19 protein-coding genes are annotated in these 24,192 nt (G+C 38.9%); 10 read left to right on the forward strand and 9 right to left on the reverse strand.

The window, feature by feature from the left end; genetic code table 11:
* Positions 1–292 precede the first annotated feature (292 nt).
* The 6 genes from ilvE (at position 293) to ilvA (ending at position 7,463) form a co-directional block, all read left to right on the forward strand.
* Positions 293–1,165 carry a branched-chain-amino-acid transaminase gene (gene ilvE / locus BM143_RS09210; RefSeq protein WP_090024212.1) on the forward strand — a complete coding sequence of 291 codons (873 nt, stop codon included), beginning with the start codon at positions 293–295 and terminating at the stop codon, positions 1,163–1,165.
* 210 nt (positions 1,166–1,375) lie between these two features.
* Positions 1,376–3,058: a dihydroxy-acid dehydratase gene (gene ilvD, locus BM143_RS09215; RefSeq protein ID WP_185116540.1), complete on the forward strand. Its 1,683-nt coding sequence runs from the start codon at positions 1,376–1,378 to the stop codon at positions 3,056–3,058.
* A 7-nt stretch (positions 3,059–3,065) separates the two neighbouring features.
* Positions 3,066–4,793 carry a biosynthetic-type acetolactate synthase large subunit gene (gene ilvB / locus BM143_RS09220; RefSeq protein WP_090024458.1) on the forward strand — a complete coding sequence of 576 codons (1,728 nt, stop codon included), beginning with the start codon at positions 3,066–3,068 and terminating at the stop codon, positions 4,791–4,793.
* 19 nt (positions 4,794–4,812) lie between these two features.
* A complete protein-coding gene (locus BM143_RS09225; protein ID WP_051891199.1) occupies positions 4,813–5,094 on the forward strand; it encodes an ACT domain-containing protein in 282 nt (93 codons plus the stop codon).
* Between the two features lie 50 nt (positions 5,095–5,144).
* Positions 5,145–6,191 (forward strand): ketol-acid reductoisomerase, encoded by a 1,047-nt coding sequence (ilvC, locus tag BM143_RS09230; protein ID WP_072922848.1) that lies wholly within the window; start codon positions 5,145–5,147, stop codon positions 6,189–6,191.
* Between the two features lie 15 nt (positions 6,192–6,206).
* A complete protein-coding gene (gene ilvA / locus BM143_RS09235; RefSeq protein ID WP_090024214.1) occupies positions 6,207–7,463 on the forward strand; it encodes a threonine ammonia-lyase in 1,257 nt (418 codons plus the stop codon).
* A 186-nt stretch (positions 7,464–7,649) separates the two neighbouring features.
* On the opposite strand, the gene BM143_RS09240 is transcribed toward ilvA, so the two are convergent.
* The 6 genes from BM143_RS09240 to alaS form a co-directional block, all read right to left on the reverse strand.
* The gene (locus BM143_RS09240; RefSeq protein ID WP_090024215.1) at positions 7,650–9,119 is read right to left on the reverse strand and encodes a M20/M25/M40 family metallo-hydrolase; all 1,470 of its coding nucleotides are present in this window, start codon (positions 9,117–9,119) and stop codon (positions 7,650–7,652) included.
* A 7-nt stretch (positions 9,120–9,126) separates the two neighbouring features.
* On the reverse strand, positions 9,127–9,363 hold the full coding sequence (locus tag BM143_RS09245; RefSeq protein ID WP_090024216.1) for a hypothetical protein: 237 nt from the start codon (positions 9,361–9,363) through the stop codon (positions 9,127–9,129).
* A gap of 31 nt (positions 9,364–9,394) precedes the next feature.
* Positions 9,395–11,809 carry a peptidase associated and DUF5686 domain-containing protein gene (locus BM143_RS09250; RefSeq protein ID WP_090024217.1) on the reverse strand — a complete coding sequence of 805 codons (2,415 nt, stop codon included), beginning with the start codon at positions 11,807–11,809 and terminating at the stop codon, positions 9,395–9,397.
* A gap of 130 nt (positions 11,810–11,939) precedes the next feature.
* The gene (locus tag BM143_RS09255) at positions 11,940–13,754 is read right to left on the reverse strand and encodes a cytochrome-c peroxidase (RefSeq protein ID WP_090024218.1); all 1,815 of its coding nucleotides are present in this window, start codon (positions 13,752–13,754) and stop codon (positions 11,940–11,942) included.
* Positions 13,755–13,818: 64 nt separating this feature from the next.
* The gene (locus tag BM143_RS09260; protein WP_090024219.1) at positions 13,819–15,297 is read right to left on the reverse strand and encodes a hypothetical protein; all 1,479 of its coding nucleotides are present in this window, start codon (positions 15,295–15,297) and stop codon (positions 13,819–13,821) included.
* 197 nt (positions 15,298–15,494) lie between these two features.
* Complete coding sequence (gene alaS / locus BM143_RS09265; protein ID WP_090024220.1) at positions 15,495–18,098, reverse strand: alanine--tRNA ligase; 2,604 nt, start codon at positions 18,096–18,098, stop codon at positions 15,495–15,497.
* Positions 18,099–18,823: 725 nt separating this feature from the next.
* Between alaS and BM143_RS09270 the strand changes: the two genes are divergently transcribed.
* From BM143_RS09270 to msrB, 4 genes are all read left to right on the forward strand, one after another.
* Positions 18,824–19,378 (forward strand): sigma-70 family RNA polymerase sigma factor, encoded by a 555-nt coding sequence (locus BM143_RS09270; protein ID WP_034726546.1) that lies wholly within the window; start codon positions 18,824–18,826, stop codon positions 19,376–19,378.
* Between the two features lie 13 nt (positions 19,379–19,391).
* Positions 19,392–19,664 (forward strand): hypothetical protein, encoded by a 273-nt coding sequence (locus BM143_RS09275; protein ID WP_090024221.1) that lies wholly within the window; start codon positions 19,392–19,394, stop codon positions 19,662–19,664.
* 80 nt (positions 19,665–19,744) lie between these two features.
* Positions 19,745–20,194: a DUF417 family protein gene (locus tag BM143_RS09280; RefSeq protein ID WP_090024222.1), complete on the forward strand. Its 450-nt coding sequence runs from the start codon at positions 19,745–19,747 to the stop codon at positions 20,192–20,194.
* A 17-nt stretch (positions 20,195–20,211) separates the two neighbouring features.
* Positions 20,212–21,315 carry a peptide-methionine (R)-S-oxide reductase MsrB gene (gene msrB, locus BM143_RS09285; protein ID WP_090024459.1) on the forward strand — a complete coding sequence of 368 codons (1,104 nt, stop codon included), beginning with the start codon at positions 20,212–20,214 and terminating at the stop codon, positions 21,313–21,315.
* 281 nt (positions 21,316–21,596) lie between these two features.
* Here msrB and BM143_RS09290 read toward each other — a convergent pair whose 3' ends face one another.
* From BM143_RS09290 to BM143_RS09300, 3 genes are all read right to left on the reverse strand, one after another.
* Complete coding sequence (locus BM143_RS09290; protein ID WP_090024460.1) at positions 21,597–22,253, reverse strand: hypothetical protein; 657 nt, start codon at positions 22,251–22,253, stop codon at positions 21,597–21,599.
* Positions 22,254–22,427: 174 nt separating this feature from the next.
* On the reverse strand, positions 22,428–23,273 hold the full coding sequence (locus BM143_RS09295; RefSeq protein ID WP_090024223.1) for an ABC transporter permease: 846 nt from the start codon (positions 23,271–23,273) through the stop codon (positions 22,428–22,430).
* Entirely contained in the window at positions 23,266–24,177 is a 912-nt protein-coding gene (locus BM143_RS09300) for an ABC transporter ATP-binding protein (RefSeq protein ID WP_090024224.1), read from the reverse strand. The genes BM143_RS09295 and BM143_RS09300 overlap by 8 nt, the downstream gene beginning before the upstream one ends.
* Positions 24,178–24,192 lie beyond the last annotated feature (15 nt).

Below are 24,192 nucleotides of genomic sequence, written 5' to 3' on the forward strand. Positions count from 1 at the left end.
TTTACGAATCAGAAAAATATTATTGTCATTTCTAACATTATTGTTGTGGTAAACAGCAGTAAGGAAGCGGCATTGTAAAATATTTTAATTTAAATTATATAAGCCGTTTCATATTGAAGCGGCTTTTTTTATTTCAGAAATTATGGATCAGTTATTAACAGTAATTATTATCGTCATTATTATTCCCTTGCTTTGGTGAGAAGGATAGAGTATGACTGTACATATTTGAGCCCTCTCACATCGTGAGAGGGCTTTTTTTATACCCATTTGTTAATTTTTAAAACCCTAAATAATGTATTACAACGACAAAACGATCGTGTATTTTGATGGAAACTTCCTCAAGGCAGAAGAAGCAGGAATGAATCTCTACGGACAATCACTTCATTACGGTTACTCCGTTTTCGAAGGCATAAAATCCTACAATACCGAGTATGGAACCAAAATTTTTAAAGCAGAAGAACATTACGAAAGACTGAAAAGATCAGCAGAACTGATGTACATCCCGTTTGATTACTCAGTAAGTGAACTGACGGATCTTACCTATGAACTTTTGGAGCGTAACGGATTCAAAGATGCTTATATCCGCCCGTTGGTAACCTGTTCGCCCAATATGTCCCTTTCAAAAGGACAAAAATCCTACCTCTCTCTGCTTGCCTGGGAATGGAGCAACGGCTATCTCGCAGACAAAATGAAAATCATGACCTCCGGTTTTCAACGCCCAAATCCAAATGCTTTTAAAGTAGAAGCCAAAGTAGGCGGACATTACGTCAATTCTATTCTGGCCTGTCAGGATGCCAAAGACAAAGGCTATGACGAAGCCCTCTTACTTGATGAAAACGGAAATGTCGCTGAAAGCTCAGGTGCCAATATATTCTACGAAAAAGGCGGAACATTATTCACACCCGCCAAAGGAAGCATACTGCCGGGAATCACAAGACAGACGGTGTTTGAAATATGCAGTGAACTGAATATTCCCGTTAAAGAAACCTTCTTTAAGCCTGAAGAAATGAGAGGAGCTGATGCCGCTTTCTTCTGTGGTACGGCAGCTGAGATTGTAGCGTTGGATTCTTTGGATGATGTTCCTTTTACCAAAAACTGGGAAGATACGGCAAGTGGAAAAGTACAGCAGGCCTATCAGAAACTGGTAAGAGTTCTGTCATTGTAAATTTAAAGAACTTAAATATTTAGTAATCAGTTAAATACATCTGTTTTTCAAACAATTGAATATTGTAGTTTTCGTAAAAGTGAAAATAAAAAAGAGATTACAAGCTGTAGTTTTGGACCAAAATTAAGGAAAAGCTTCAGTGATGAATTCCAAAAAAAATGAAATTATTGATACACACAGAGAGGATAAGAACAGCAAATGCAGGATAATATGTTAAATAAATATTCAAAAACATTCACACAAAACAGCGAACAGCCCGCAGCAAAAGCAATGCTTTACGGAATAGGCTTTACAGAAGAAGATATGCACAAGGCCCAGATCGGTATTGCCAGTATGGGATATGACGGAAATACCTGCAATATGCACCTTAATGACCTGGCTAAAGTGGTAAAAAAAGGAACCTGGAACCATGGTCTTGCGGGATTAATATTCAATACTATAGGCGTAAGCGACGGGATGAGTAATGGAACAGACGGAATGCGGTATTCACTGGTAAGCCGCGATGTGATTGCAGACAGTATCGAAGCCATCTGCGGAGCCCAGTATTATGACGGAATTATTGCATTACCGGGCTGTGACAAAAATATGCCGGGAACCATTATTGCCATGGGAAGACTGGACAGACCATCCATCATGGTGTATGGAGGAACAATAGCGCCGGGATGTTATAAAAATGAACCGCTTAATATCGTTTCGGCATTCGAAGCTTTAGGGAAGAAAATTGCCGGAGAAATTTCAGAAGAAGATTTCAACGGAGTGATTAAAAATTCCTGTCCGGGAGCAGGAGCATGTGGTGGAATGTATACGGCCAACACCATGTCTTCAGCCATAGAAGCTTTAGGAATGAGCCTTCCGTATTCATCTTCCAATCCTGCGCTAAGTGATGAAAAGCAGAATGAATGTCTGGAGGCAGGAAAATACATTAAAATATTACTGGAAAGAGACATCAAACCTTCAGATATCATGACGCGAAAAGCTTTTGAAAATGCGCTTCGCCTGATCATCATTCTTGGAGGCAGTACCAATGCCGTTCTGCATTTTATAGCAATGGCGAAAAGCGTAGGCATTTCCGTAACTCAGGATGATTTCCAGAAGATGAGTGACATCACGCCGGTACTGGCAGACCTTAAACCCAGTGGAAAATACCTGATGCAGGATCTACATAACCATGGAGGAACACCTGCTGTCATGAAATACTTACTGGAAGAAGGTTTATTGCATGGCGACTGTTTAACGGTTACCGGAAAAACCATCGCTGAAAATCTTGAAAATGTACCGGGTCTTGATTTTACAAAGCAAAAGATCATCAGACCTTTATCAAATCCGATCAAAGAAACTGGACATTTAAGAATATTGTACGGAAACCTCGCTGAGAAAGGGAGTGTTGCGAAAATCACAGGGAAAGAAGGCGAAAAATTTTCAGGAAAAGCAAGGGTATTCGATGGAGAAAAAGACCTGATCAAAGGGATTGAAAACGGAAGAGTTCAGCATGGAGACGTTATTGTCATCCGTCATGAAGGCCCAAAAGGCGCACCGGGAATGCCGGAAATGCTGAAACCTACCAGCGCGCTGATTGGAGCAGGACTGGGCGGAAGTGTAGCTTTGATTACTGATGGAAGATTCAGTGGCGGAACTCATGGTTTTGTAGTAGGGCACATCACTCCGGAAGCTTATGAAGGCGGGCTGATTGCTTTTGTGAAAGACAATGACCTCATTGAAATCGACGCAGTAAATAACACCATACAGCTCAAAGTATCTGAAGAAGAAATCGAACAGCGAAAAAAAGGATGGCAAAAACCTGAACTTAAAGTAAAAAAAGGATTGCTGTACAAATATGCACTCACCGTATCATCAGCCGCAGAAGGCTGTGTAACAGATGAAATCACTCAATAAAAAGACAATGAAGAATCTAAATGTATCCACAGAAACAGAAATCAGCGGCAGCCGGATCATCCTTGAAGCATTTCTTCAGGAAGGGGTAAAAACCATTTTCGGGTATCCGGGTGGCGCCATTATCCCCATTTATGACGCACTTTACGACTATAAAGATCAGTTGGAACATATTCTGGTCCGTCATGAGCAGGGAGCAGTCCATGCAGCACAGGGGCTTGCCAGAGTATCCGGAGAAGTGGGAGTGGTATTAGCGACAAGTGGTCCGGGAGCCACCAATCTTGTTACAGGATTAGCGGATGCCCTGTTGGATAATACACCCATTGTATGCATTACGGGACAGGTTTTTGATCATCTTTTGGGAACCGATGCGTTTCAGGAAATCGATGTTATGAATGTGACGAGCCCCGTTACCAAGTGGAATTATCAGGTCACCGATGCGGATGAACTTTCCGAAGTATTGGGCAAAGCATTCTATATCGCAAGATCTGGAAGACCAGGCCCGGTATTGATTGATGTTACGAAAAACGCCCAGCTGCAAAAGGTGTTTAATAGAGGTTACACACCCTGTGATTCTTTGAGAAGTTACAGACCGGATCCTGTTCCCCATATGGATGCTATTGAAAAAGCTTCTTTTCTGATCAATCATGCAAAAAGACCATTCATCATTGCCGGACAGGGAATTATGCTAGGGAAAGCTGAGAAGGAATTTTTACAGTTTGCTGAGAAATCAGGAATTCCGGTAGCATGGACGGTTTTGGGAATGAGTGCCATCCCGACGGATCATCCACAGGCTGTAGGAATGGTAGGAATGCATGGAAACTACGGTCCCAACATCCTTACCAACGAATGTGATGTTCTGATTGCAGTGGGAATGCGCTTTGATGACCGTGTGACCGGAAGACTGGATCAGTATGCGAAACAGGCGAGTATCATTCATCTGGACATTGACAAAGCAGAGATCAATAAAAATGTAAAAGTTGAAGTTCCGATTCTTGGAAACTGCAAAGAAACATTACCTCTTCTGACACAGCTGATAGAACCAGGAACACATAGAGACTGGCACCAAAAGTTTAAAGATTGCTATGAAATTGAGCATAATCAACTGATCAGCCACGAACTCTATCCTTTAGAAGGAGAAATTACGATGGGAGAAGTGATTCGACATTTAAATGAAATGACTCAGGGAGAAGCCGTAATTGTAACCGATGTAGGGCAGCACCAGATGGCTACCTGCAGATATTCAAGTTTTAAACATTCCAGAAGCAATATTACCAGCGGAGGATTGGGAACCATGGGATTCTGTCTTCCAGCCGCAATAGGAGCCGCTTATGGAGTCACCAACCGTCCTGTTATCGCAGTGATGGGAGATGGTGGAGCCCAAATGAATATCCAGGAATTGGGAACATTGATGCAGTATCAGCCGGATATCAAAATTTTGATTCTTAATAACTGCTATCTGGGAATGGTAAGACAGTGGCAGGAACTTTTTCACGAAGAAAGATATTCCTCGGTAGATATTCAGAGTCCGGATTTTGTGCAGGTAGCTAAAGGATATAAAATTCCGGGAAGAAAAGTAGTGGAGAGGGAAGAACTGGAAGCTGGACTTAATGAAATGCTTCATCATCAGGGCGCTTTCCTGTTAGAAGTCATGACCGGGAAAGAGCATAATGTTTTTCCTATGATTCCCCAGGGAAAAAGCGTTTCAGAGATCGTACTGACCAACAATAAGACATAATAATATAAAATATAAAAAGATGAATTCAGAAAACAGGGAATACACCATAACGGCCTACACAGAAGATTATCTGGGGCTGATCGGCAGGATTAATGCTATTTTTTCAAGGAGGAGAGTTTCCATTGTGAATTTTAATGCAGGGCCTTCCGATATTGAAAAAGTAAAAAAGTTTGTGATCGTCATCAGAGAAACTGAAGAATCTGTACAGAAGATCACCCGGCAGATGGAAAAACAGGTAGATGTTTTGGAGGTTCATTACCATAAAAATCCATACCTGACCGTAGCGGCACACGCAAGCTAATTAGAAAAACAATCAAAAAATATCATTAACAAATATAAAAATTAAAGAAAATGGCAAAATTGAATTTTGGCGGAGTAGAGGAAAATGTAGTAACAAGAGAGGAGTTCCCATTAGATAAAGCTCAGGAAGTATTAAAAGATGAGATCGTAGCAGTAATCGGCTATGGCGTACAGGGACCGGGACAGGCACTTAACCAGAAAGACAACGGAATCAATGTGATTGTGGGCCAGAGAAAAAATTCAAAATCATGGGATAAGGCTGTAGCAGATGGATTTGTACCGGGAGAAACCTTATTCGAAATAGAAGAAGCTTTGCAAAAAGGAACGATTATTTGCTATCTCTTGAGTGATGCAGCCCAGATTGAATACTGGCCAAAAGTGAAACAGCATCTTACCCCTGGAAAAGCCCTGTATTTTTCTCACGGCTTCGGAATTACCTTTAATGAACGTACGGGAATTATTCCTCCGGCTGAGGTTGATGTATTTCTTGTTGCTCCGAAAGGATCAGGAACGTCATTGAGAAGAATGTTTCTTCAGGATCGCGGACTGAACAGCAGTTTTGCGGTATATCAGGATGCTACAGGAAAAGCAAGAGAAAGAGTAACTGCATTGGGAATAGCTATTGGAAGCGGTTATTTATTTGAAACAGACTTTAAAAAAGAAGTATTCAGTGATCTTGCAGGAGAAAGAGGAACTTTGATGGGTGCCGTACAGGGAATATTTGCCGCTCAATATGATGTATTGAGGAAAAACGGACACAGTCCTTCTGAAGCATTTAACGAAACCGTTGAAGAATTAACCCAATCATTAATGCCTTTGGTTGCAGAAAACGGAATGGATTGGATGTATGCGAACTGTAGCACCACAGCACAAAGAGGAGCACTGGACTGGTGGAAACGTTTCAGAGACGCCACTTCTCCTTTATTTGAAGAATTATATGAGAGCGTTGCGAAAGGAGATGAAGCCCAGCGTTCCATCGACAGCAACAGCAAACACGATTACAGAGAAAAACTGGAAGTAGAACTGACTGAGCTTAGAGAAAGCGAAATGTGGAGAGCCGGCAAGACGGTCCGCAGTCTCAGACCAGAGAACAATTAATCAGGAAATATAACAATGGAAGAAACGTATCCTTCTGTTTTGGACAATGTCTATAAAGCAGCAAAAAGACTCAGAAATGTAGTGGTAAGAACCCCTTTGGCGATCAATAATCATCTCTCAGGTATTTATAATGCAAAGATTAGCTTTAAAAGAGAAGATCTGCAGCAGGTGAGGTCCTACAAAATCAGGGGCGCTTACAATAAAATGGCGGTGATGTCTCCTGAAAACCTTGCAAAAGGGGTGGTTTGTGCCAGTGCAGGGAATCATGCTCAGGGAGTGGCTTTTGCATGCAGCACCATGAAAGTGAAAGGTACCATTTTTATGCCTTTGCCCACGCCGGGACAAAAGCTGGAACAGGTGAAAATGTTTGGAGGGGATGATATTGATATTGTGCTTTACGGGGATACTTTCGATGAAGCTAAAGATGCCGCACTGAAGTTCTGCAAAGAGAATCAGGGAATATTTATTCACCCGTTTGATGATCAGGATATTATTAATGGGCAGGCTACAGCAGCACTGGAGATTCTTGAGCAGTCGGATGAGCCTATTGATTATCTTTTTCTTCCGGTTGGTGGTGGTGGTCTGGCTGCGGGCGTTTGTTCTGTATTCAAGGAACTGTCACCACACACGAAGATTATAGGGGTAGAACCTTCTGCAGCGGCAAGTATGAAAAAAGCACTGGAAAAAGGACAACCGGTGCTTCTTGAGAAAATAAGCCGTTTTGTGGATGGAGCTGCTGTACAGAAAGTAGGAGATCTTAATTTCGAACTCTGTAAAAACGTGCTGTACGATATGGCTTTAGTAGATGAAGGAATGGTGTGCGAAACCATTCTTTCCCTCTACAATAAAGATGCTGTGGTTGTGGAACCTGCGGGAGCTCTTTCCGTAGCTGCACTCGGGAAATATAAAGATCAGATAAAAGGAAAAAATGTAGTCTGTATCATCAGCGGAAGCAATAATGATATTACGAGAATGGAAGAGATCAAAGAAAAAGCTCTTCTTCATGCGGGTTTAAAGCATTATTTCCTCGTTAGATTTGCACAGCGTCCGGGAGCCTTGAAAACTTTTGTCATGAATGTTTTAGGACCGAATGATGACATCACTTTTTTTGAATACACGCAAAAAAATTCAAAAGAGAAAGGGATTGCGGTTTTAGGGATCGGATTGAGAGATAGTGAAGATTTCACTCCGCTGCTTAATAATATGAAGAAGTATGATTTTTTTGTCAATTACCTGAATAATGATCCGTCTTTGATGAATTTGCTTATTTAAGATGCTGTGTGAAATGGTGTTGGGTTTCGCAAAGACGCTAATTTTTTTTCATACGATGTGTTGTTAAGGCGCAAGGATTTTATCTACGATACAATTTAATGCTGTTGAAGAGATTGCTTCGTCGCTGCGCTCCTCGCAATGACAAAAAAGAGTATCGGCGGCCCGGAGGGCCGCCGATACTTTCATTTATCTCTCAAGCGTAAAATTAGAAATTACTTTCGGACGTTCAGCCTCATTGGCTACTTTCCAGGATGTCCTGTACATCCATTCCGTCATTTTATACAGCTTTTTGTAATTGATATTTTCAGATTCATCCTGAGGTGTGTGGTACTGATCATGCAGTACGCTGGTGAAAAACACTGCTGGAATCCCGATTTTTGCATATGGTAAATGGTCACTTCTAAAATAGAAATACTCAGCGTGATTTGGAGAATCCCAGTCTTTCAAGTATTTGAATTTTGTACTTTCATTATTGGCATCCTCAGCCATTTTAACCAATTCTTCAGAGTTTTTATGCGGGGTATTTCCTCCCAGAAGAGCGGCTTCATTATTGTCGTTTCTGCCGATCATATCACCGTTTAGTACAGCTACAATCTTTTCTTTTGGAACAACTGGGTGAGCGGCATGCCATCTGGAACCAAGTAATCCTCTTTCTTCCGCTCCATGGAAAACAAACAGAATACTTCTTTTTCCGGGTTGCTTTTTATAGGCTCTGGCCATGGCAAGCATTGCAACGCATGTACTGGCGTTATCGTCGGCACCGTTATAGATGGTGTCATTTTTTACGGGATGTCTGATTCCGTCGTGATCTTGATGACCGCTTAACAAAACGTATTCTTCTTTAAGGGCAGGATCTGTACCTTCAATTTTTCCGATGATGTTTACAGAAGGATATTTGTAGGTTTCTGTGATGAGGTTCAGAGCCATTTTAGGGTTGTTTTTTACCCAGTTTGCATTTTCTCTTTTGATCCATAAAACAGGAATATTATCCGTTATTTTTTCTCTCAGACCTTCTACGCCGTAGGTTCCTCTTGTCATTTGAGGAAGAACTTCAACCCAGCTTTTCTCGGAAATATCATCGGTGATGAAAATCACGGCTTTTGCGCCCAGTTCAAGAGCTTTGTTGTAATATTTTGTTCTTACAAAACCGGGATATCTTCTTACAAAAAGTGTCATCTCCTTGTCTATGTTTTTATCAGAGGCATTGACGGCAAGAACTTTTCCTTTGATATTTAATTTGGAAAGCTCTTCGGGTTCTGCATTTCCGGCGTATACAATCTCAGCATCAATTGAGGCATTAACGGGTTCTGCAACAAGGAAATCTTTCCATAGTTTCAGACTGCTGTTTCCGATTTTCAGATTGCTCTGAGGAATTACCTGATGCCTGTACATATCAAAAAACTGAAAAAATGTACCGTTGTCACCCGCGGGCTTCATTCCGGCTTCTTTGGCTTTATCGGCCAGCCACATCGACACTTTTAATTCATCCAAAGTTCCTGCTTCACGACCCCAGAACTGATCGGCTGCCAGTTCATACATGTCTTTTCTGAGATCGGTTTCTTTGATGGCAGAAACCAGCGGTTTTTTATAGTTTTGAGCATTCCCAAGACTGAACAGGAGAATACTGAGTATAGAGAATATGTAATTTTTATTCATCAGATTTTTAATTGAAGTTAGCCAATTTATCTGAGAACTGTTTTGAAAACTCCTTTCTGTCTTCCTCCAGTTTTTCTTTGTCGGCCGGAAGGACATAATTAAAAAGGACTTTATCTTCATTGTCAAGAAATATAATTTCCTTTTCATTACCATCGATCATCTGTGCGAAAATTTCCCACATCGGGGTATCTTTCAGTCTTAATAATTCAAAAAACTGTTCCGCTTTTATTTCTATTCTCTGCATGTTTCGTTTTTTATGTATTTAAAAATGTTGTTTAAAATTCTAATAGTTTCAGCTTAAACTGAATGGCAAAATTCTGTTTGAAATTGGGTGTGGTATAGTATCCGACTCTGTAAAACAACCCTAAATTGAAATAGCTTGACAGAAAGTTATTCCATTCAAGACCCACTTCCTGATACAGGTGATCCAGCTTTCTGAATCTGAACTCATGGTATTCCGGATGCTTCATATCTCCGATGGTTCCTCTTAATACAAAATCAAAGCTCGAAATATTCTGTCCGAAGCTTTTGAAATATAAAGGAAGTTTGTGGGTGAAGTAGTAGGCAATAAATTTATCATTGTAATACTTTCCACCCTCCAGCGTGGCAAAACCAAGGTAAGAAGTAAGGTTAAAATTAAAATCTTTACTCGGGGAAGCCAGTCCGTTCATCGTAAAATGCTTCCAGATAGGAGCTTCTCCCAATACCACTCCTCCGTAAAGTCTGAATCCGGTAGTTCCGAGCATCGTCTTAAAATTGTGGACAAACAGGGCGTCAAAACGGGTATAATTAAAATCTCCATCCAAAACTTTGTAGCTCTGCTCGTAATTGAAATACAGCTCAGGATATTTCTGATCGATGATCGATTTTCCCTGAGGCGTCATGATATTCGTGGAGTTAGGGGAATATTTTAGAGTAAATAAGGTATTAAAATTATCAAATTCACCGCCTTTTCCTCTGAATTCGTAATCAAACTTAGCTTCCTCAATATTTCTTTTGGCTGCAAAAACTAATGTCAGTCCATTCGTTACATCATTCAGATAAGAAAGCGAGGCTCCTCTGAAATGATAGTATTTATCGTTGTTGATGTTATTTCCGTAATTCATCATCCGCATCTTAAAATTCCACAGCCTTCTGTAAAATTCTCCCGATGCCGTCACATCATTATAATATTCAATTCTGAAAAATGAATTTTTATCCAGCGTCGTCTTCATATCAAGACCAATTCCGTATTTCCATTGATCATCCTTAAAACCGTAGGCAAAATAATAATCCGGTGAAAAATAAGGATTAAATGTTTCGTTCAGTTTAGCTTTTAAACCAAGTCTGAAGCCTTCATACAAGTTGTAATTCACAATTTCATCTACGGCAAAATCTACAATACCCGCCCTGATTTGCCCATTGATAAGACCTGTCAGGATTTTTGCTTTGTTGTCAATATTATACTTTTTGCCTAAGCTGTCAATCGTTTTGTAAGTGTTTTTTTCCCTTTCTGTAAGAGGATCCGTTCTGTACTGATCCAGAAGATGCCCGTCGGCATTTTTCACCGAAAAAGTATAGCCTTTAAAATCATTACGATTCTCCTCAACCGGCGATTTGAAATCAAAATAGGTAGAAGTCAGGAAAGCATACGTTCCGAAACTGGTCCTGTCTTTCTTCTCAGGATGTTCTTCCGTTTTTTCTTTGTTTTCCTCTTCCATGGCCACTCTGCTCATTCTGAGTTTTACCTTTTCCTGGGACAGAAACCATTTATTATTGTAGAAAACCCAGGTACTTGTGATGATACCGTCGTTTTTGTTCTTGCTGAAATTTTCAATCTTTTGAATCCCGTAGGTCTCGGTGTCTACATAGATGGCACCATTATATTTCCTCCTTTTATCCGGTTTTTTATAATTCACCTCACGGAAACGGATGACAAAAGTTTTTCTGCCGCTTACTTCAATGGTATCCGAAAGGAAAAAGCGGTAAAGTCCTCTGTTTTCCTGCTTGATCTGGTTTGGAACTTTGTCTCTGTTGCTCTGCTGGATGGCGATCATTTCGTAGATCGGCTGTTTGAGGCCGGAAATTCTGTTGTCCAGGATATTGACCTTTTCTCCGTATTGTTTAGAATATAAAAACTCCTGAGCTCTTTCCCACAGGAAGAGTTTACTTTTTGAAAAGATCTGTTTGGCAGAGATGTTATTTAATGAATCCTTTTCCCTTTTTTTCTTGAAAAACTGGGTGTCATTGAAGAACTTATTGAACTGTGTAATACTGTCCTGATCAATGTCCATAGACATTTTTTCATAGGATTTGAACGTGTAGGAATCTAAACTTTTCGGTGAATTGTTTTTAAAAAGCTTGTTTACTTTTTTTAGGATTTCAATCGCTCTGGGATCGCTTCGGTCTTCAATAACGACTTCTTCAATATCAGTAGTTTTTGAAGCCTTTTTCAGCAGAGTAACTTCCATATCCGCTTCTACTGCTGCGGTTTCGTTCTCGTATTTTTCTGCCTGGATATCAATGGTACTGCATGAGGCTTTAAACTCCAATGTGCCCTGGATATCTGTAAATCCCAGCACTTTTCCATCACAGGAAATCTTGGCGTTGGAGATGGGTTTTTGATCATTTTCGTCAATGACCCTGATCTTTGATTGGGCGTAACCAAAGAAAGACATTAACAAATACAGTAAGACTAAAAACCTTTTCATGTAAAAACTAGATCAAAAGTAGTAATATTTCTTGTGTTGAGAAAGTTTTTATGATTTGTTAATACATTGATTTCATCTAAGTTTCAGATAGAAAAATCAAGTAAAAGGAGATTGTAAAAATAAAGACATTTTATTGATCATCCAGTGCACCCATAAAGTCGATGATCTTATCTATTTCCTGATCTGTCAGTTGCAGTGGGCTGTCAGAAAGCGTCTGATGATCTACTTTAAAACCGAAACCTTTTCCTCCGCCTTTATTATAAAAATTCATCACCTCTTTCAGTGTTTTATACCCTCCGTTATGCATGTAGGGAGCGGTTTTGCTGATGTTTCTCAGGGTAGGCGTTTTAAATGAATGCTGTAATGCTGCCACAGTTTCATGGAATTTTCCTCTTCCCAGATCCTGATCAAACATCTTATTCTCTCCATTCACAGCTGTTCCCAATACTTCCTGTTCCGTTTTTTTGAAATTCGGGGGAACGGTTCCGTTAAACAAAGGAATGAAGTGGCACAAAGCACACTGCGCTTTTCCTACAAAAAGATTGAATCCCTGTTTCTGATTTTCCGTCATTGAAGAACGGTTTCCACTCATGTATCGGTCAAAATCAGAATTGAATTTTGCTAAAGAACGGATGTAAGTCGCCAGGACATTCTGAAGCTGCCAGGTCTCAGCTTTCGGGGTTTTATAAATCTTTTTGAATGCCGGAAGATATATCGGATCCTGATTAATTTTACCCAAAATAACATTCAGGTCGCCATGCATTTCTTCTTTGTTGGAGATCACATCTGAACTTTGACCTTCAAGATCATCTTTTCGCATATCCCAGAACTGTCCGTGCTGAAACCCTGCATAATTCAGAGAAGGTGTATTTCGCTGCAGTTCTGCATGGTCAAGTGACATAGATTTGGCAAGCCCGTCTGTGAAAGCTTTTTCTGGATTATGACATGTAGCACAGCTTCTGTTGTTGCTGTTGGACAGAATTTTGTCGTTAAAGAGTTTTTTACCCAAAGCTGCCTTTTCATCAGAGAATGCAAATTCTTTCCCAGGAATAAATGCATTGGGATTGAAAGCATTTTTCGAGAAAAAAGTAGCTGCATTTTTACTTAAAGCAGTGGTGACCTCAATGTCCGGAATGTTTTCCTGTTTTTTAAATTCCAGGAGTAAAGAAGAAATTGTATTCAAATGATCCGGAATGAAATTAACATAGTCAAACGTATTTCTGTCCGTATTTTTTTTCAGGGTAACGATTGCTGAATTGATGGCCTCGTTAATACTTTTCAGGGCCTTATCTTTTGACTGATCCGTAGAAATCTGTTGTAAAGTCAGTTGAACAGCTTCTAAGGAATAGGGCATTTCTTTTAAAAATGTTCCTGATATCGGCGTATCAAAACTTGAAATTCCTAAACTTGAAATCCTGAAAATTTCCTGTCTTGCAGCATCGAAAACCTGATCTTTACTGATGGAAATCGCCTGGAAGTTGGTTTTAATGGTATTGCTTTTATTGATCAGCTTCTTCAGAAACCGGATGGACTCTTCCTTGTTTTCAGGAATGTAAGGGTAAAATAGCTCTTCCAGAACTTGAAGACCTTCCGGTTCCAGTTCGGTATGCTCGTCCATTTCAATTTCAGAAAGGGCAGGACCATTGATAAACCTTGCTGAATTCGGCAGGAAGTATTCAACTGCCCATTCCATTTTTTTATAGGTGATTCTTAGTTCCTCAAATTTTTTCTGGATTGTCTTTTCATCGGTATTCTTTGAGACAACAACGATGAGTTCATGGATCTGTTTTTCAAAAGAAGCATTGTTTTTGGCTATTTCACTTTTTACAGCACTCAGATCCTCAGTGATGGGCTGGTGTTTGTCCGTTTTACACTGAAAAAGAACAAAAAGAACAGTTACAATGGATAATACAGCGAGTAACGGATATTTGAAGAATACTTTCATAGGCATGAAAAAGTATCAACGGAAATTTCCGCTGATACTTTGGTTTTTTATGGGATATTTAAAATTATTTCTCTACGTTTCTGATGATTACGATCTGGCCGCCTTCCTTATTGGTATTCACACCTGCACCGTCAGCATTTTTAAACTTATCCTTCTGCCATGTATGAGAGTGGATGTTTACAGTAAAGGTATTAGGAATTCCGATGATGTCTGAAATATCAACCATCGCTCCATATTCCCATGAACCGAATTTCTGAAGCGTTCCGGATTGGTTATACGCGGTCTGCCATGCTGTATCCAGTCTGTTATGTTTCATATTCAGCCAAGGTTTGTACTGCTTTGTAGCGATATTCAGCTGCCAGATATAAGAATCATGAGCGGCGGCTGTGTAATAAGAATCACCATCTTCCTGGATGTAAACGAAGTTTTCCGTTACACAAAGGTTATCAGGATTGATCAGGTTATGTCCCGGATTGGAATCTCCTTCTGCAACCACTTCCAGTTTTCCTGCCAGCATATTGTTTTCGTTAAGAACAAGCTTGTACACTCTTCCCCACATAGTTAATCCCGGTTTCGGAGTGGCACCGTCCGAAGATTCTCCTGTTGCAGTAAAGTAGATTTCTCTTCCTTTTCCGGCACCTTTTCTGTAATCTACGTCCTCAACTCTTGAAAAGCGGATCGCGTTATTGTCAATATTCTTTTGATTGATCTGTGCTCCGGTTGAATTTTTAGCATTGGAAATCTCTACGAATTCCACATCATAAGAACTTCCTTTCACCATATCGGTTTCCGTGTAGTTGTTGTTGGTTCTCTTTAATGCATATAATTTTCCGTTGTCAAGATCTCCCGGGGTTGTTGAAACATACATGATCAGTTGTCCTGCAGACTGATGCGAGGAAGAATAAGACTGATCTTCACCAATCATGATGTACGTTTTTCCACCTGAAATATCTTTAGGAAGCGGAACTGCATTTTCCATAGAAGCTTTACCCAAAGCAGGTTTTACCCTTGTCTGGTCAGATGCCTGAGAAGCAGAAGCCAACGGATTAAGTGCGTGAACCATACTTTCTTCACCTGATTCACCGGCAGTAAGGAATGCACTGAAACCATGCGTTTCAGGAGTGGCAAGGGTAGCAGAACATAATCTGGTCATACCTCCGATCCCGTTCAGGATGTATTCTCCTTTTACAGGTTTGAATGTTTTATCTAAATAAACTCTTGATACAGACTGGGTAATCTCGTGGTTCGTGATCATTAAATAACCATCTGAGCTTGGGTCTTTCATAATTCCCATACCGTCCGGCTGACCTGCAAACACAAAATTAGGGGTTCCGGAAAGAACATCGGAACTGGAAATCAACGTCGTAATATTCAGATTTTCAAAACCCGTCATTCCATAAACGAAGGCCGGTTCCAGTGAAAAGTTTTCAATTTTAATATTCTGATTGACAGGAGTGGTTTCCTGCCCGTCATTGTCATCGTTACAGCTCTGAAAGGCCATAGCAGCGAAGAATAGAGCTCCGATAGTTTTGTTAATTTTCATAATTACTTTTTTGAATTTCGATTGTAGCAAAACTAAAGGTCTATTGTGAATTATATTTTAAGGGGACGCAACAAATAGTTTAAGTTTGGGTAATGGTTTGTTAAGATAAGATCAATAATTAGAATGGTTATAAATAAAAAAAAACTCCTGATATTTTCAGGAGTTTTTAATGTTTTATGATAAAAGGATGATTAATCCTAAATATTCAAAGCTTTTTGGTAAGCATTTTCCAAACCGTCAAGATTTTTACCTCCTGCTGTTGCAAAGCCCGGATTTCCGCCGCCGCCGCCCTGGATCTCTTTTGCCAGGTCTTTTACGATGGTTCCTGCCTGATATTCTGCTGCCAGATCATCAGAAACTCCGACAGTGATCATTGGTTTCCCGTCTGCGTCAGAAAGAATAATCGTTACAGAACCTGGGATTTCTTTTTTCAGCTGGAATACGATGTCTTTTACAGAACCTGCGTCCAGAGAAGTCTTCTTCACCAATAACTGTTTGTTTCCTTTTTGCTCGTAAGCATTTTTCCATTCACCGATTTCTCCTTTCGCTTTTTCCTTTTTAAGGGCTTCCACTTCAGATTTTAAAGAGGCATTTTCGTCAATCAGTTTTTCAATAGATCTTACCACATCTTTAGATTTCAGCAATTGAGAAAGTTCAAGGATCTGGTTTTCTAAGTTTTTGAAATATTCCTCAGATTGATCTCCGGAAATCGCTTCAATTCTTCTGATTCCTGCTGCTGCAGAACCTTCGGAAGTAATTTTGAAATGACCGATTTCAATGGTATTTTTCACGTGAGTTCCCCCGCAAAGTTCCTTAGAGCTTCCGAACTGGATCATTCTCACACTGTCTCCATATTTTTCACCAAATAAAGCCATAGCTCCTTTTTCCAAAGCCTCTTGAATAGGAATACTTCTGAATTCCTGTAAAGCAATGCTCTCTTTGATCTTGTGGTTTACTTTTTCTTCTACCAGCGCCAGTTCTTCCTCCGTCATTTTATTGAAATGAGAGAAGTCAAAACGAAGATAATCAGGACCTACATAAGAACCTTTCTGCTCTACGTGCGTTCCTAAAACCTCTCTTAATGCTTCATGCAAAAGGTGAGTGACAGAGTGATTCGCCTGAGAGTTTTTTCTGTCGGTTGCATCTACCTTAGCGTAGAAAACAGCGCCTGCATCTTTCGGAAGACCGTTGATCAGAGAAATGATCAGTCCGTTTTCTTTTTTCGTTTCCAAAACTTCGAAGCTTTCAACAGCATTTTCCAGAACCCCTTTGTCTCCTACCTGGCCACCGCCTTCAGGATAGAAAGGAGAGCTGCTCAATACCACCTGGTAAAATTCTCCGTCTTTATTTTCTACTTTTCTGTATCTTGTAATATAGGTTTCAGATTCAATCTGATCGTAGCCTACAAAGTTTTCAGGTTTTGTTTCTAAAGTTACCCAGTCGTATACTTTTTGTGCAGAATCAGCCTTGGAACGAAGCTTCTGCTTTTCCATTTCTACTTTAAATCCTGCTTCATCAATGGTAAGACCTTTTTCCTCTGCAATAATTCTGGTTAAATCATCCGGGAAACCGTACGTATCATATAATTCAAAAACTTCTTCGCTAGGTAATACTTTTGAACCGTCTGCAATCGTCTGCTCAATTAATTTCTCAACTCTGATCAGTCCGTTTTCAATGGTTTTCAGGAATGAATCTTCTTCACTTTTGATCACTTCAGTAACTAATTTTCCTTGCTTTTCCAATTCCGGGAAGAAAGGTCCCATCTGATCTTTAAGTACAGCAACCAATTCAAAAAGGAAAGGTTCTTTCATTCCTAAGAATCGGTAAGAATAAGAAATCGCTCTTCTTAAAATTCTTCTGATCACATAACCCGCACCTCCGTTGGAAGGAAGCTGGCCATCAGCAATGGCAAAAGAAACCGCTCTGATGTGATCTACCACAACACGGATCGCAATATCCTTTTCGTCTTCTAAAATTCCTGTATATTTTTTACCTGAAAGTTCTTCCACCTTAGCGATAAGCGGTGTGAAAACATCAGTATCATAATTGGAAGATTTGCCCTGAAGTGCCATACAAAGACGCTCGAAGCCCATTCCTGTATCCACGTGCTGTGCAGGAAGTTTTTCAAGAGATTTGTCAGCCTTTCTGTTGAATTCCATGAAAACCAGGTTCCATACTTCTACAACCTGTGGGTGATCATTGTTGACAAGATCAAGCCCTGATACTTTAGCTTTTTCTTCCGGTGTTCTAAGGTCGATGTGGATTTCTGAACACGGTCCGCAAGGCCCGCTTTCACCCATTTCCCAGAAATTATCCTTTTTGTTTCCGTTGATAATTCTGTCTTCAGAAATGTGAGATTTCCAGAAATCGTAAGCATCCTGATCTCTTTCAAGATTCTCAGAAGCATCTCCTTCGAAAATAGTTACGTATAAATTTTCTTTCGGAACTCCGAATACTTCAGTCAGTAATTCCCAGGCAAAAGCAATAGCATCTTTTTTGAAATAATCACCAAAAGACCAGTTTCCTAACATTTCAAACATGGTATGGTGGTATGTATCTCTTCCCACATCATCCAGATCATTATGCTTTCCGGAAACTCTAAGACATTTCTGTGTATCGGCAATTCTTGGGGCCGTAGGCGTTTTGTAGCCTAAGAAAAAATCTTTGAACTGTGTCATTCCTGAGTTGGAAAACATAAGGGTAGGGTCGTCTTTCAACACGATAGGTGCTGAAGGAACGATAAGGTGGTCTTTACTTTTAAAATAATCTAAAAATTTTTGACGTATCTCTTGTGATGTCATAGTATTGCTTTGCTTTTAAAACTATCAAATTTTTGATAAGATGCAAATTTAATGTTTTTAAGCGATTTGTAAATAATTTTATGCTATGTTTTGAATGGGGCAGGATGGGTAAAGTTTATTTGTTGTTGATAAAAGTACGGCTGCAAATAATTTCAAGGATCATTTTTGTCATTGCGAGGAGCGAAGCGACGAAGCAATCTCAAGAAAAGAAGCTTAACTATTTTGTATAAACCTTATAGGTTTCAAAAACCTATAAGGTTTGTTGGTTTTAGAGCTATCAGTGACCTTAGGAAAAGCAAAATGTTGTTGAATAAACGCAAAGGATTTAACTGTCATGGTGTTTTTAAGGTGCAATAAAATCAAAGATTTTCTGAAAAGGGGAAATGAAGAGATTGCTTCGTTGTTGCACTCCTCGCAATGACAGCAGTCTACAATTTTATCGGAGATAAAATCCTAGCGCCTTATCAGCATAACGGATGTGAGAAAACTTAGCGCCCTTGCGTTTATCCAACATTTTTGAATGTTATTAAAAAACATACCGAATTCATTCTTTTTATAAGTCTCTCGCAATGTCTTAGTAATAAAAATTTTGCGTGTTCTGTTTTAACTTTTTATATTCGTTTTAATATTAAATAAAGACCTGATCGATTTTATAATTTCAAAGCCTTAATATAATAGTCTGCGCAATGGATAAAATTAGTTTTTATGATATTAAAGAATAAAGAATGACGAAAAATGAAGTGCTGAAAAGCTGGGTAGAGCAGTATTCCGGGCCTCTTTTGAAAAGAGCAGCCTATCTGCTTTCAGATAAAGTGGAAGCGGAAGACATTGTGCAGGATGTTTTTTTAGCCGCAATTTCGTCCTATGATTCTTTTGAAGGAAAAAGCCAGCCGCTGACCTGGCTTACAGCTATTTTAAACAGAAAAGCTGCTGATTTTTACCGGAAAAAGTATAAATCGGATCCCGAGATCAAACTGGATCATTTTTTTGATGAAACCGGTTCCTGGAAAAATGACGGTGTTTTGAATGACTGGAATGTTTCAGAGAAGGAACCCGAACTTTTAGACAATAAAGATTTTAATAAAACCCTTGAGGAATGTATTGAAGATTTGCCCTCCAGATGGAAGATTCCGCTGAAAATGTATTATCTTCAGGAGAAAAAAGCACCGGAAGTGAGTCAGGAATTGAAGATATCTGCGACTAATCTTTGGAAGATCCTTCAAAGATGCAGAATGCAGTTGAGGGAATGTCTTGATAGCAACTGGTTTACCCACTTATAACCGTATCATAAAAATGTTGAGAAAATTTATTCATATTCTGTTCCTCCCATGCAGCAAAGCCACAATGCTGATGGAGAAAAGGAATGCACAGGCCATCTCCCGGAAGGAAGACTGGCAACTTTCCATGCACCTGAAGATCTGTAAATGGTGCCGTGCATATGAACAGAAGCTGAAGATTCTGGATGATATTTTAAGAAGAAAACTTTCTCAGAAAGAAAATACTGAAATTAATGATTCTGATATTCAGGGTTTTAAAAGTAAAGTTTTAAAAAACTTAGATCTTTAGAAAAAATACTGTCAGGATTTTGAAATGTCTCCGACTATACTTTTGAAAACAAATAAAGTATCATTCAAAATCTTAAAGACATGAACGGAACATCAAAACTGAACGTCGAATCCGGAACGTACCAATCGGGATATTATATTTCACTTTTCGGGGCTGCATTGATTTTGCTCTGGATTGGCATATTCAAATTTACACCTACCGAGGCAGCTGCCATTAAACCACTGGTGGAAAACCATTTTCTTACTTTCTTCGTATATAAAACAGCAAGCGTCCAAATGGTGTCAAATGCTATCGGAGCGATAGAAATTATCATTGCATTATTACTGATATTTAGTGTGAAATTTGCATCTCTAAGAAGGTATGCCGGAATCGGGCTGATCATGACATTTCTGGTAACGCTGAGCTATCTTTTCACAACACCCGGAATCTGGAAAATAGTGGATGGTGTTCCTGTCACAGATTTTTTCATCCTGAAAGATTTGATGTTCCTGGGATTCGGGCTAATGATCGTACAAAACAATAAAAAGTAATGGATAAAAAGAAAAAAATGAAAAATATATTTATCGTACTCGGAATTATTCTGGGTATCGCAGTTTTTGCTGCTGGATCAGGGCTTTTTAAAAATGCTAAGTCCAAAAAATTAACAAACGGAAAAGAAAAAGAAAATCAGGAAATTATGGATAATAAAAATGTCAGAGAAATCTATTTTGCAGGCGGATGTTTTTGGGGTACAGAACACTTTTTTCAGCAGATCCGAGGAGTGGTGGGAACTGAAGTAGGCTATGCCAACGGGAATACCCAGAATCCAACATATGAAGAGGTGGTGAGCCATACCACAGGTTTTGCGGAAACGGTAAAAGTAAAATATGATCCTGAACAGGTTGATCTTAAACTGCTGATCGATCTTTATTTTAAAACAATCGATCCTACAACTCTGGACAAACAGGGAAATGACAGAGGAAATCAGTACAGAACCGGTATTTATTTCACCAATAAAGCGGATGAAACTTTAGTGAAAAATGAAGTTCTGAAACTGGCTAAAAACTATTCTCAGCCTGTAGTTGTGGAAACAGTAGCCTTGAAAAACTTCTACAAAGCGGAAGATTATCATCAGGATTATCTGGATAAAAATCCGGGAGGTTACTGTCATATCGAGCCGGGACTTTTTGAAATGGCTAAAAATGCCAACCCGCTTCCCAAAGCAAAATATCAGAAACAGGATAAAAAAGTTTTAAAAGAAAAACTGACTGCAGAACAATATAACGTAACGCAGGAAAACGCAACAGAAAGACCTTTCCAAAATGAATACTGGAACGAAACCCGTGAAGGAATCTATGTAGATATCACCACTGGTGAACCTTTGTTTATTTCAACAGATAAATTTGAATCCGGTTGCGGATGGCCAAGTTTTTCAAAACCGATCACCAAAAAACTGATCGATGAGAAAATGGACAAAACCGCCGGAATGGTAAGAGTGGAAGTAAGAAGTAAAACGGGAGATGCTCACCTGGGGCACGTTTTTACAGATGGTCCTACGGATAAAGGAGGTCTTAGATACTGTATCAACAGTGCTTCACTGAAGTTTATTCCAAAAGCTGAAATGGAGAAAAATGGCTACGGAGATTATATATCTCTGTTGGATAAAAAGTAATATGAAGAGAGACCGCTGAAAGGCGGTCTTTTTTTATGGATAGGAAACAAAAGCAGACATTTAAAACCTTGCTGGAAATCTTTGATTTTCTAGCGTCTTAAAATATTCTCATTTTCGATAAAGCTTTGCGTCCTTGCGATTTTCCAATAAAAAATAAACATAATGAATGGATGTTGAAAATCTCAGCAGATTTCACGGATGACGCAGATTTCTGTACATTATTTACGGACCAAATCTATAAGGTTTCATTGTTATAAAATTACTGGAATAAACTCAAGAGTTTAAATTGAAGAAAGTCTGAAAATTGGTTGCATTTGAAATCTCTCTTTAATACTAAGCATCGAGATATTTACCAGGAATAAAAACCCGAACATGATGTAAAAAGCCTCTTTAGGAAGGCTGATTAAAAACTGCTGAATTTTATCAAATAAATTGAGTTTATAAACTTCATTTACATAAATAACATCATGACAAAGAAAACATTCATATTTAAATTCTTCGATATTTGGATCGATGTAATTAACAGTGGCAAAGAAATGTCCTGTTTTTTCCAAATCATATGCATAGGTCTCTTGCTGAGCGATTGCCATATCATTTAATAAAGATGCAAAATCTCCATAGGTGTTATTTTTATCCAAAATAAATTCAATCCCTGTATTTTTTTTATTCCTTTTTTGAAGATTTTTTACTTCTGAAATATAAATATTTGAATTTTCTTTTCCTTTACCGGGTTCGATTTTTATTTTTTTATAATCCCAGTTTCTCAAAGGTTCAAAAGTGGAAGTAAGGTTGCTTTTATCTTTTGATAGTTTTGCAGGCAGTCCAATATCCATAAGAGAAATATTGATTTCCTCAAATTTTTGATTTCCATAATACCAAAACAGCAGCGGAATCACAACAGCACTGATCAATCCCGGGAAATAATATATTTTTTTCATCCCTGTCATTTTGATAAAATTAATAAAAAATAGAATATTCAATGATCCAATCCTATTTTTAACACTCTCTCCAAAACAAAAAAAAGTGATCCAAAGGACCACTTCATTTATAAATCAATTAAAATCATTCAATCTTTAAATTATTTAATTTTTAAATCATTAAATATTAAGCGTTTACCAATCCCTTTTTCTTAGAATCCAGTAAGAACCGAAAATAAAGATCACAGACCAGATAACGCAGGCAACCATACTTTCTGTAGGATAATGAGCGCTGTACTTCACTCCCATAATTTTCACCATATCCAGTCGCATTAATGGATTAGGGATCAGGTTTGACATACTTTCCAGTGGTAAAAGACTGGTGATAAAAAAGTCATTCTCAAGCACTGCTTTTCTCTGTTCTCCCTGCATTCCTGTTAATCTCTGGTAAGCTTCGATACCTGTTAAAACCTTTTCCGCAATCCAATAGGCAAAGAAACCTAAGAATACAAACATCGATTTTCTCAGCAATACGGAAAGGAACATAAGGAAAGAGAAGAATGTAAAGAGCTTGATAAAATAATTTCCGATGTAGTACACCTCCGCATAGATCTTTGAAGAATCAGTTACCTTAGAATACTGATGTCCCAAAAACATGGTGATAATAAACACAATCAGCGTGGAAACCGTTGTGAAAATCGTGATCGTTAGAAGTTTGGAGCCTATAAATTCTTTTCTGCTCAGACCATCAATCGTGTTTTGTTTAAACATCCTGTTGGTGAATTCCTGCGAAATGGAGAATACAATGATCAGTCCAAGGAAAATCTTAAGCAAAGCGACAATCCATGTTGTAAAGTTCCAGATCTCAGGAAAATTATAAATTCCCTGTTCCTTTAAGTTGATAGTTCCTCCGAAAATATTCAGATCCACCAGTCCAATGAAAAGAAGAGCGATCAGAATGGCAAAATACATGATAGAAAAAACCTTGAACGGTCTGTAGTTCAGATTTTTATAATATTCTAGTTTTAATAATTTAAGCATGGGTATTCGTGTTTTTTACAAGTTCAAGGAATTGAGATTCTAGAGACAGTTTTTTCTTCGTTAAATGAGACAGAAAAATTCCCTTTTCAGCAAGCTTTTGATTTAAAGCCGAAGCAGATATGGAAGCATCCTCCCGGATCTGAGCTTTGATGATCTCACCGTCAGCTTTCACAGCACTGAACCACTGGAGTTCTTCCAGAGCGTTTAAAAGCAAAGTGTTATTATCTGCCTTTAATTCAAAGTATCCGTTATTCGCCGTCATTTCATCCACTCGTCCACAATAAATTGAATTTCCTTCTTTCAATACAATCACATGGCTGCATATTTTTTCAATCTCGTCCAGAAGGTGGCTGGCAATGATAATGGTAATGCCTTGTTTAGCGATATTGCTTATGATCTCACGAATCTGAATAATTCCCTCCGGATCCAGACCGTTCGTAGGCTCGTCAAGAATCATTACTTCGGGATTGTTCAGCATGGCAGATGCAATCGCCAGACGCTGTTTCATTCCCAGAGAATACGTTTTGAAAGCATCATTTTTCCTTTCAAAAAGACCTACCGTTTTCAGAACTTCTGCAATTCTGCTGTAAGGAGTTTCTTTAATCTCAGCTACAATCTTAAGATTTGTTTCAGCATCCAGATAGGGATAAAAATTGGGCTGTTCAATGATGGCGCCTATTCTTTTCAATGTATCCGGTTCTGTTCCTTTCTTTCCAAACCAGTACCAGTCACCGCTGGTAGGATTGATGGTAGAAAGAAGCATTCCGAATGTGGTAGATTTTCCGCTTCCATTGGGACCAAGCAGGCCGTAAACGTTGCCTTTTTCTACATCAAAAGAGATATTATTGACAACCGTTCTCTTGAATTTTTTAGTCAAATTCTTTACTGACAAAATTTTTTCCATGTAATTTGTTTTACA

Origin of the sequence: Chryseobacterium oleae, assembly GCF_900115055.1 — a bacterium.
Taxonomy (GTDB): Bacteria; Bacteroidota; Bacteroidia; order Flavobacteriales; family Weeksellaceae; genus Chryseobacterium; species Chryseobacterium oleae.

Bases quoted from the DNA above. Each gene is read 5' to 3' on its own strand.
- ilvE (WP_090024212.1), top strand. From the start codon at position 293: ATGTATTACAACGACAAAACGATCGTGTATTTTGATGGAAACTTCCTC.
- ilvD (WP_185116540.1), top strand. From the start codon at position 1,376: ATGTTAAATAAATATTCAAAAACATTCACACAAAACAGCGAACAGCCC.
- ilvB (WP_090024458.1), top strand. From the start codon at position 3,066: ATGAAGAATCTAAATGTATCCACAGAAACAGAAATCAGCGGCAGCCGG.
- BM143_RS09225 (WP_051891199.1), top strand. From the start codon at position 4,813: ATGAATTCAGAAAACAGGGAATACACCATAACGGCCTACACAGAAGAT.
- ilvC (WP_072922848.1), top strand. From the start codon at position 5,145: ATGGCAAAATTGAATTTTGGCGGAGTAGAGGAAAATGTAGTAACAAGA.
- ilvA (WP_090024214.1), top strand. From the start codon at position 6,207: ATGGAAGAAACGTATCCTTCTGTTTTGGACAATGTCTATAAAGCAGCA.
- BM143_RS09240 (WP_090024215.1), bottom strand. From the start codon at position 9,119: ATGAATAAAAATTACATATTCTCTATACTCAGTATTCTCCTGTTCAGT.
- BM143_RS09245 (WP_090024216.1), bottom strand. From the start codon at position 9,363: ATGCAGAGAATAGAAATAAAAGCGGAACAGTTTTTTGAATTATTAAGA.
- BM143_RS09250 (WP_090024217.1), bottom strand. From the start codon at position 11,809: ATGAAAAGGTTTTTAGTCTTACTGTATTTGTTAATGTCTTTCTTTGGT.
- BM143_RS09255 (WP_090024218.1), bottom strand. From the start codon at position 13,754: ATGAAAGTATTCTTCAAATATCCGTTACTCGCTGTATTATCCATTGTA.
- BM143_RS09260 (WP_090024219.1), bottom strand. From the start codon at position 15,297: ATGAAAATTAACAAAACTATCGGAGCTCTATTCTTCGCTGCTATGGCC.
- alaS (WP_090024220.1), bottom strand. From the start codon at position 18,098: ATGACATCACAAGAGATACGTCAAAAATTTTTAGATTATTTTAAAAGT.
- BM143_RS09270 (WP_034726546.1), top strand. From the start codon at position 18,824: ATGACGAAAAATGAAGTGCTGAAAAGCTGGGTAGAGCAGTATTCCGGG.
- BM143_RS09275 (WP_090024221.1), top strand. From the start codon at position 19,392: ATGTTGAGAAAATTTATTCATATTCTGTTCCTCCCATGCAGCAAAGCC.
- BM143_RS09280 (WP_090024222.1), top strand. From the start codon at position 19,745: ATGAACGGAACATCAAAACTGAACGTCGAATCCGGAACGTACCAATCG.
- msrB (WP_090024459.1), top strand. From the start codon at position 20,212: ATGAAAAATATATTTATCGTACTCGGAATTATTCTGGGTATCGCAGTT.
- BM143_RS09290 (WP_090024460.1), bottom strand. From the start codon at position 22,253: ATGAAAAAAATATATTATTTCCCGGGATTGATCAGTGCTGTTGTGATT.
- BM143_RS09295 (WP_090024223.1), bottom strand. From the start codon at position 23,273: ATGCTTAAATTATTAAAACTAGAATATTATAAAAATCTGAACTACAGA.
- BM143_RS09300 (WP_090024224.1), bottom strand. From the start codon at position 24,177: ATGGAAAAAATTTTGTCAGTAAAGAATTTGACTAAAAAATTCAAGAGA.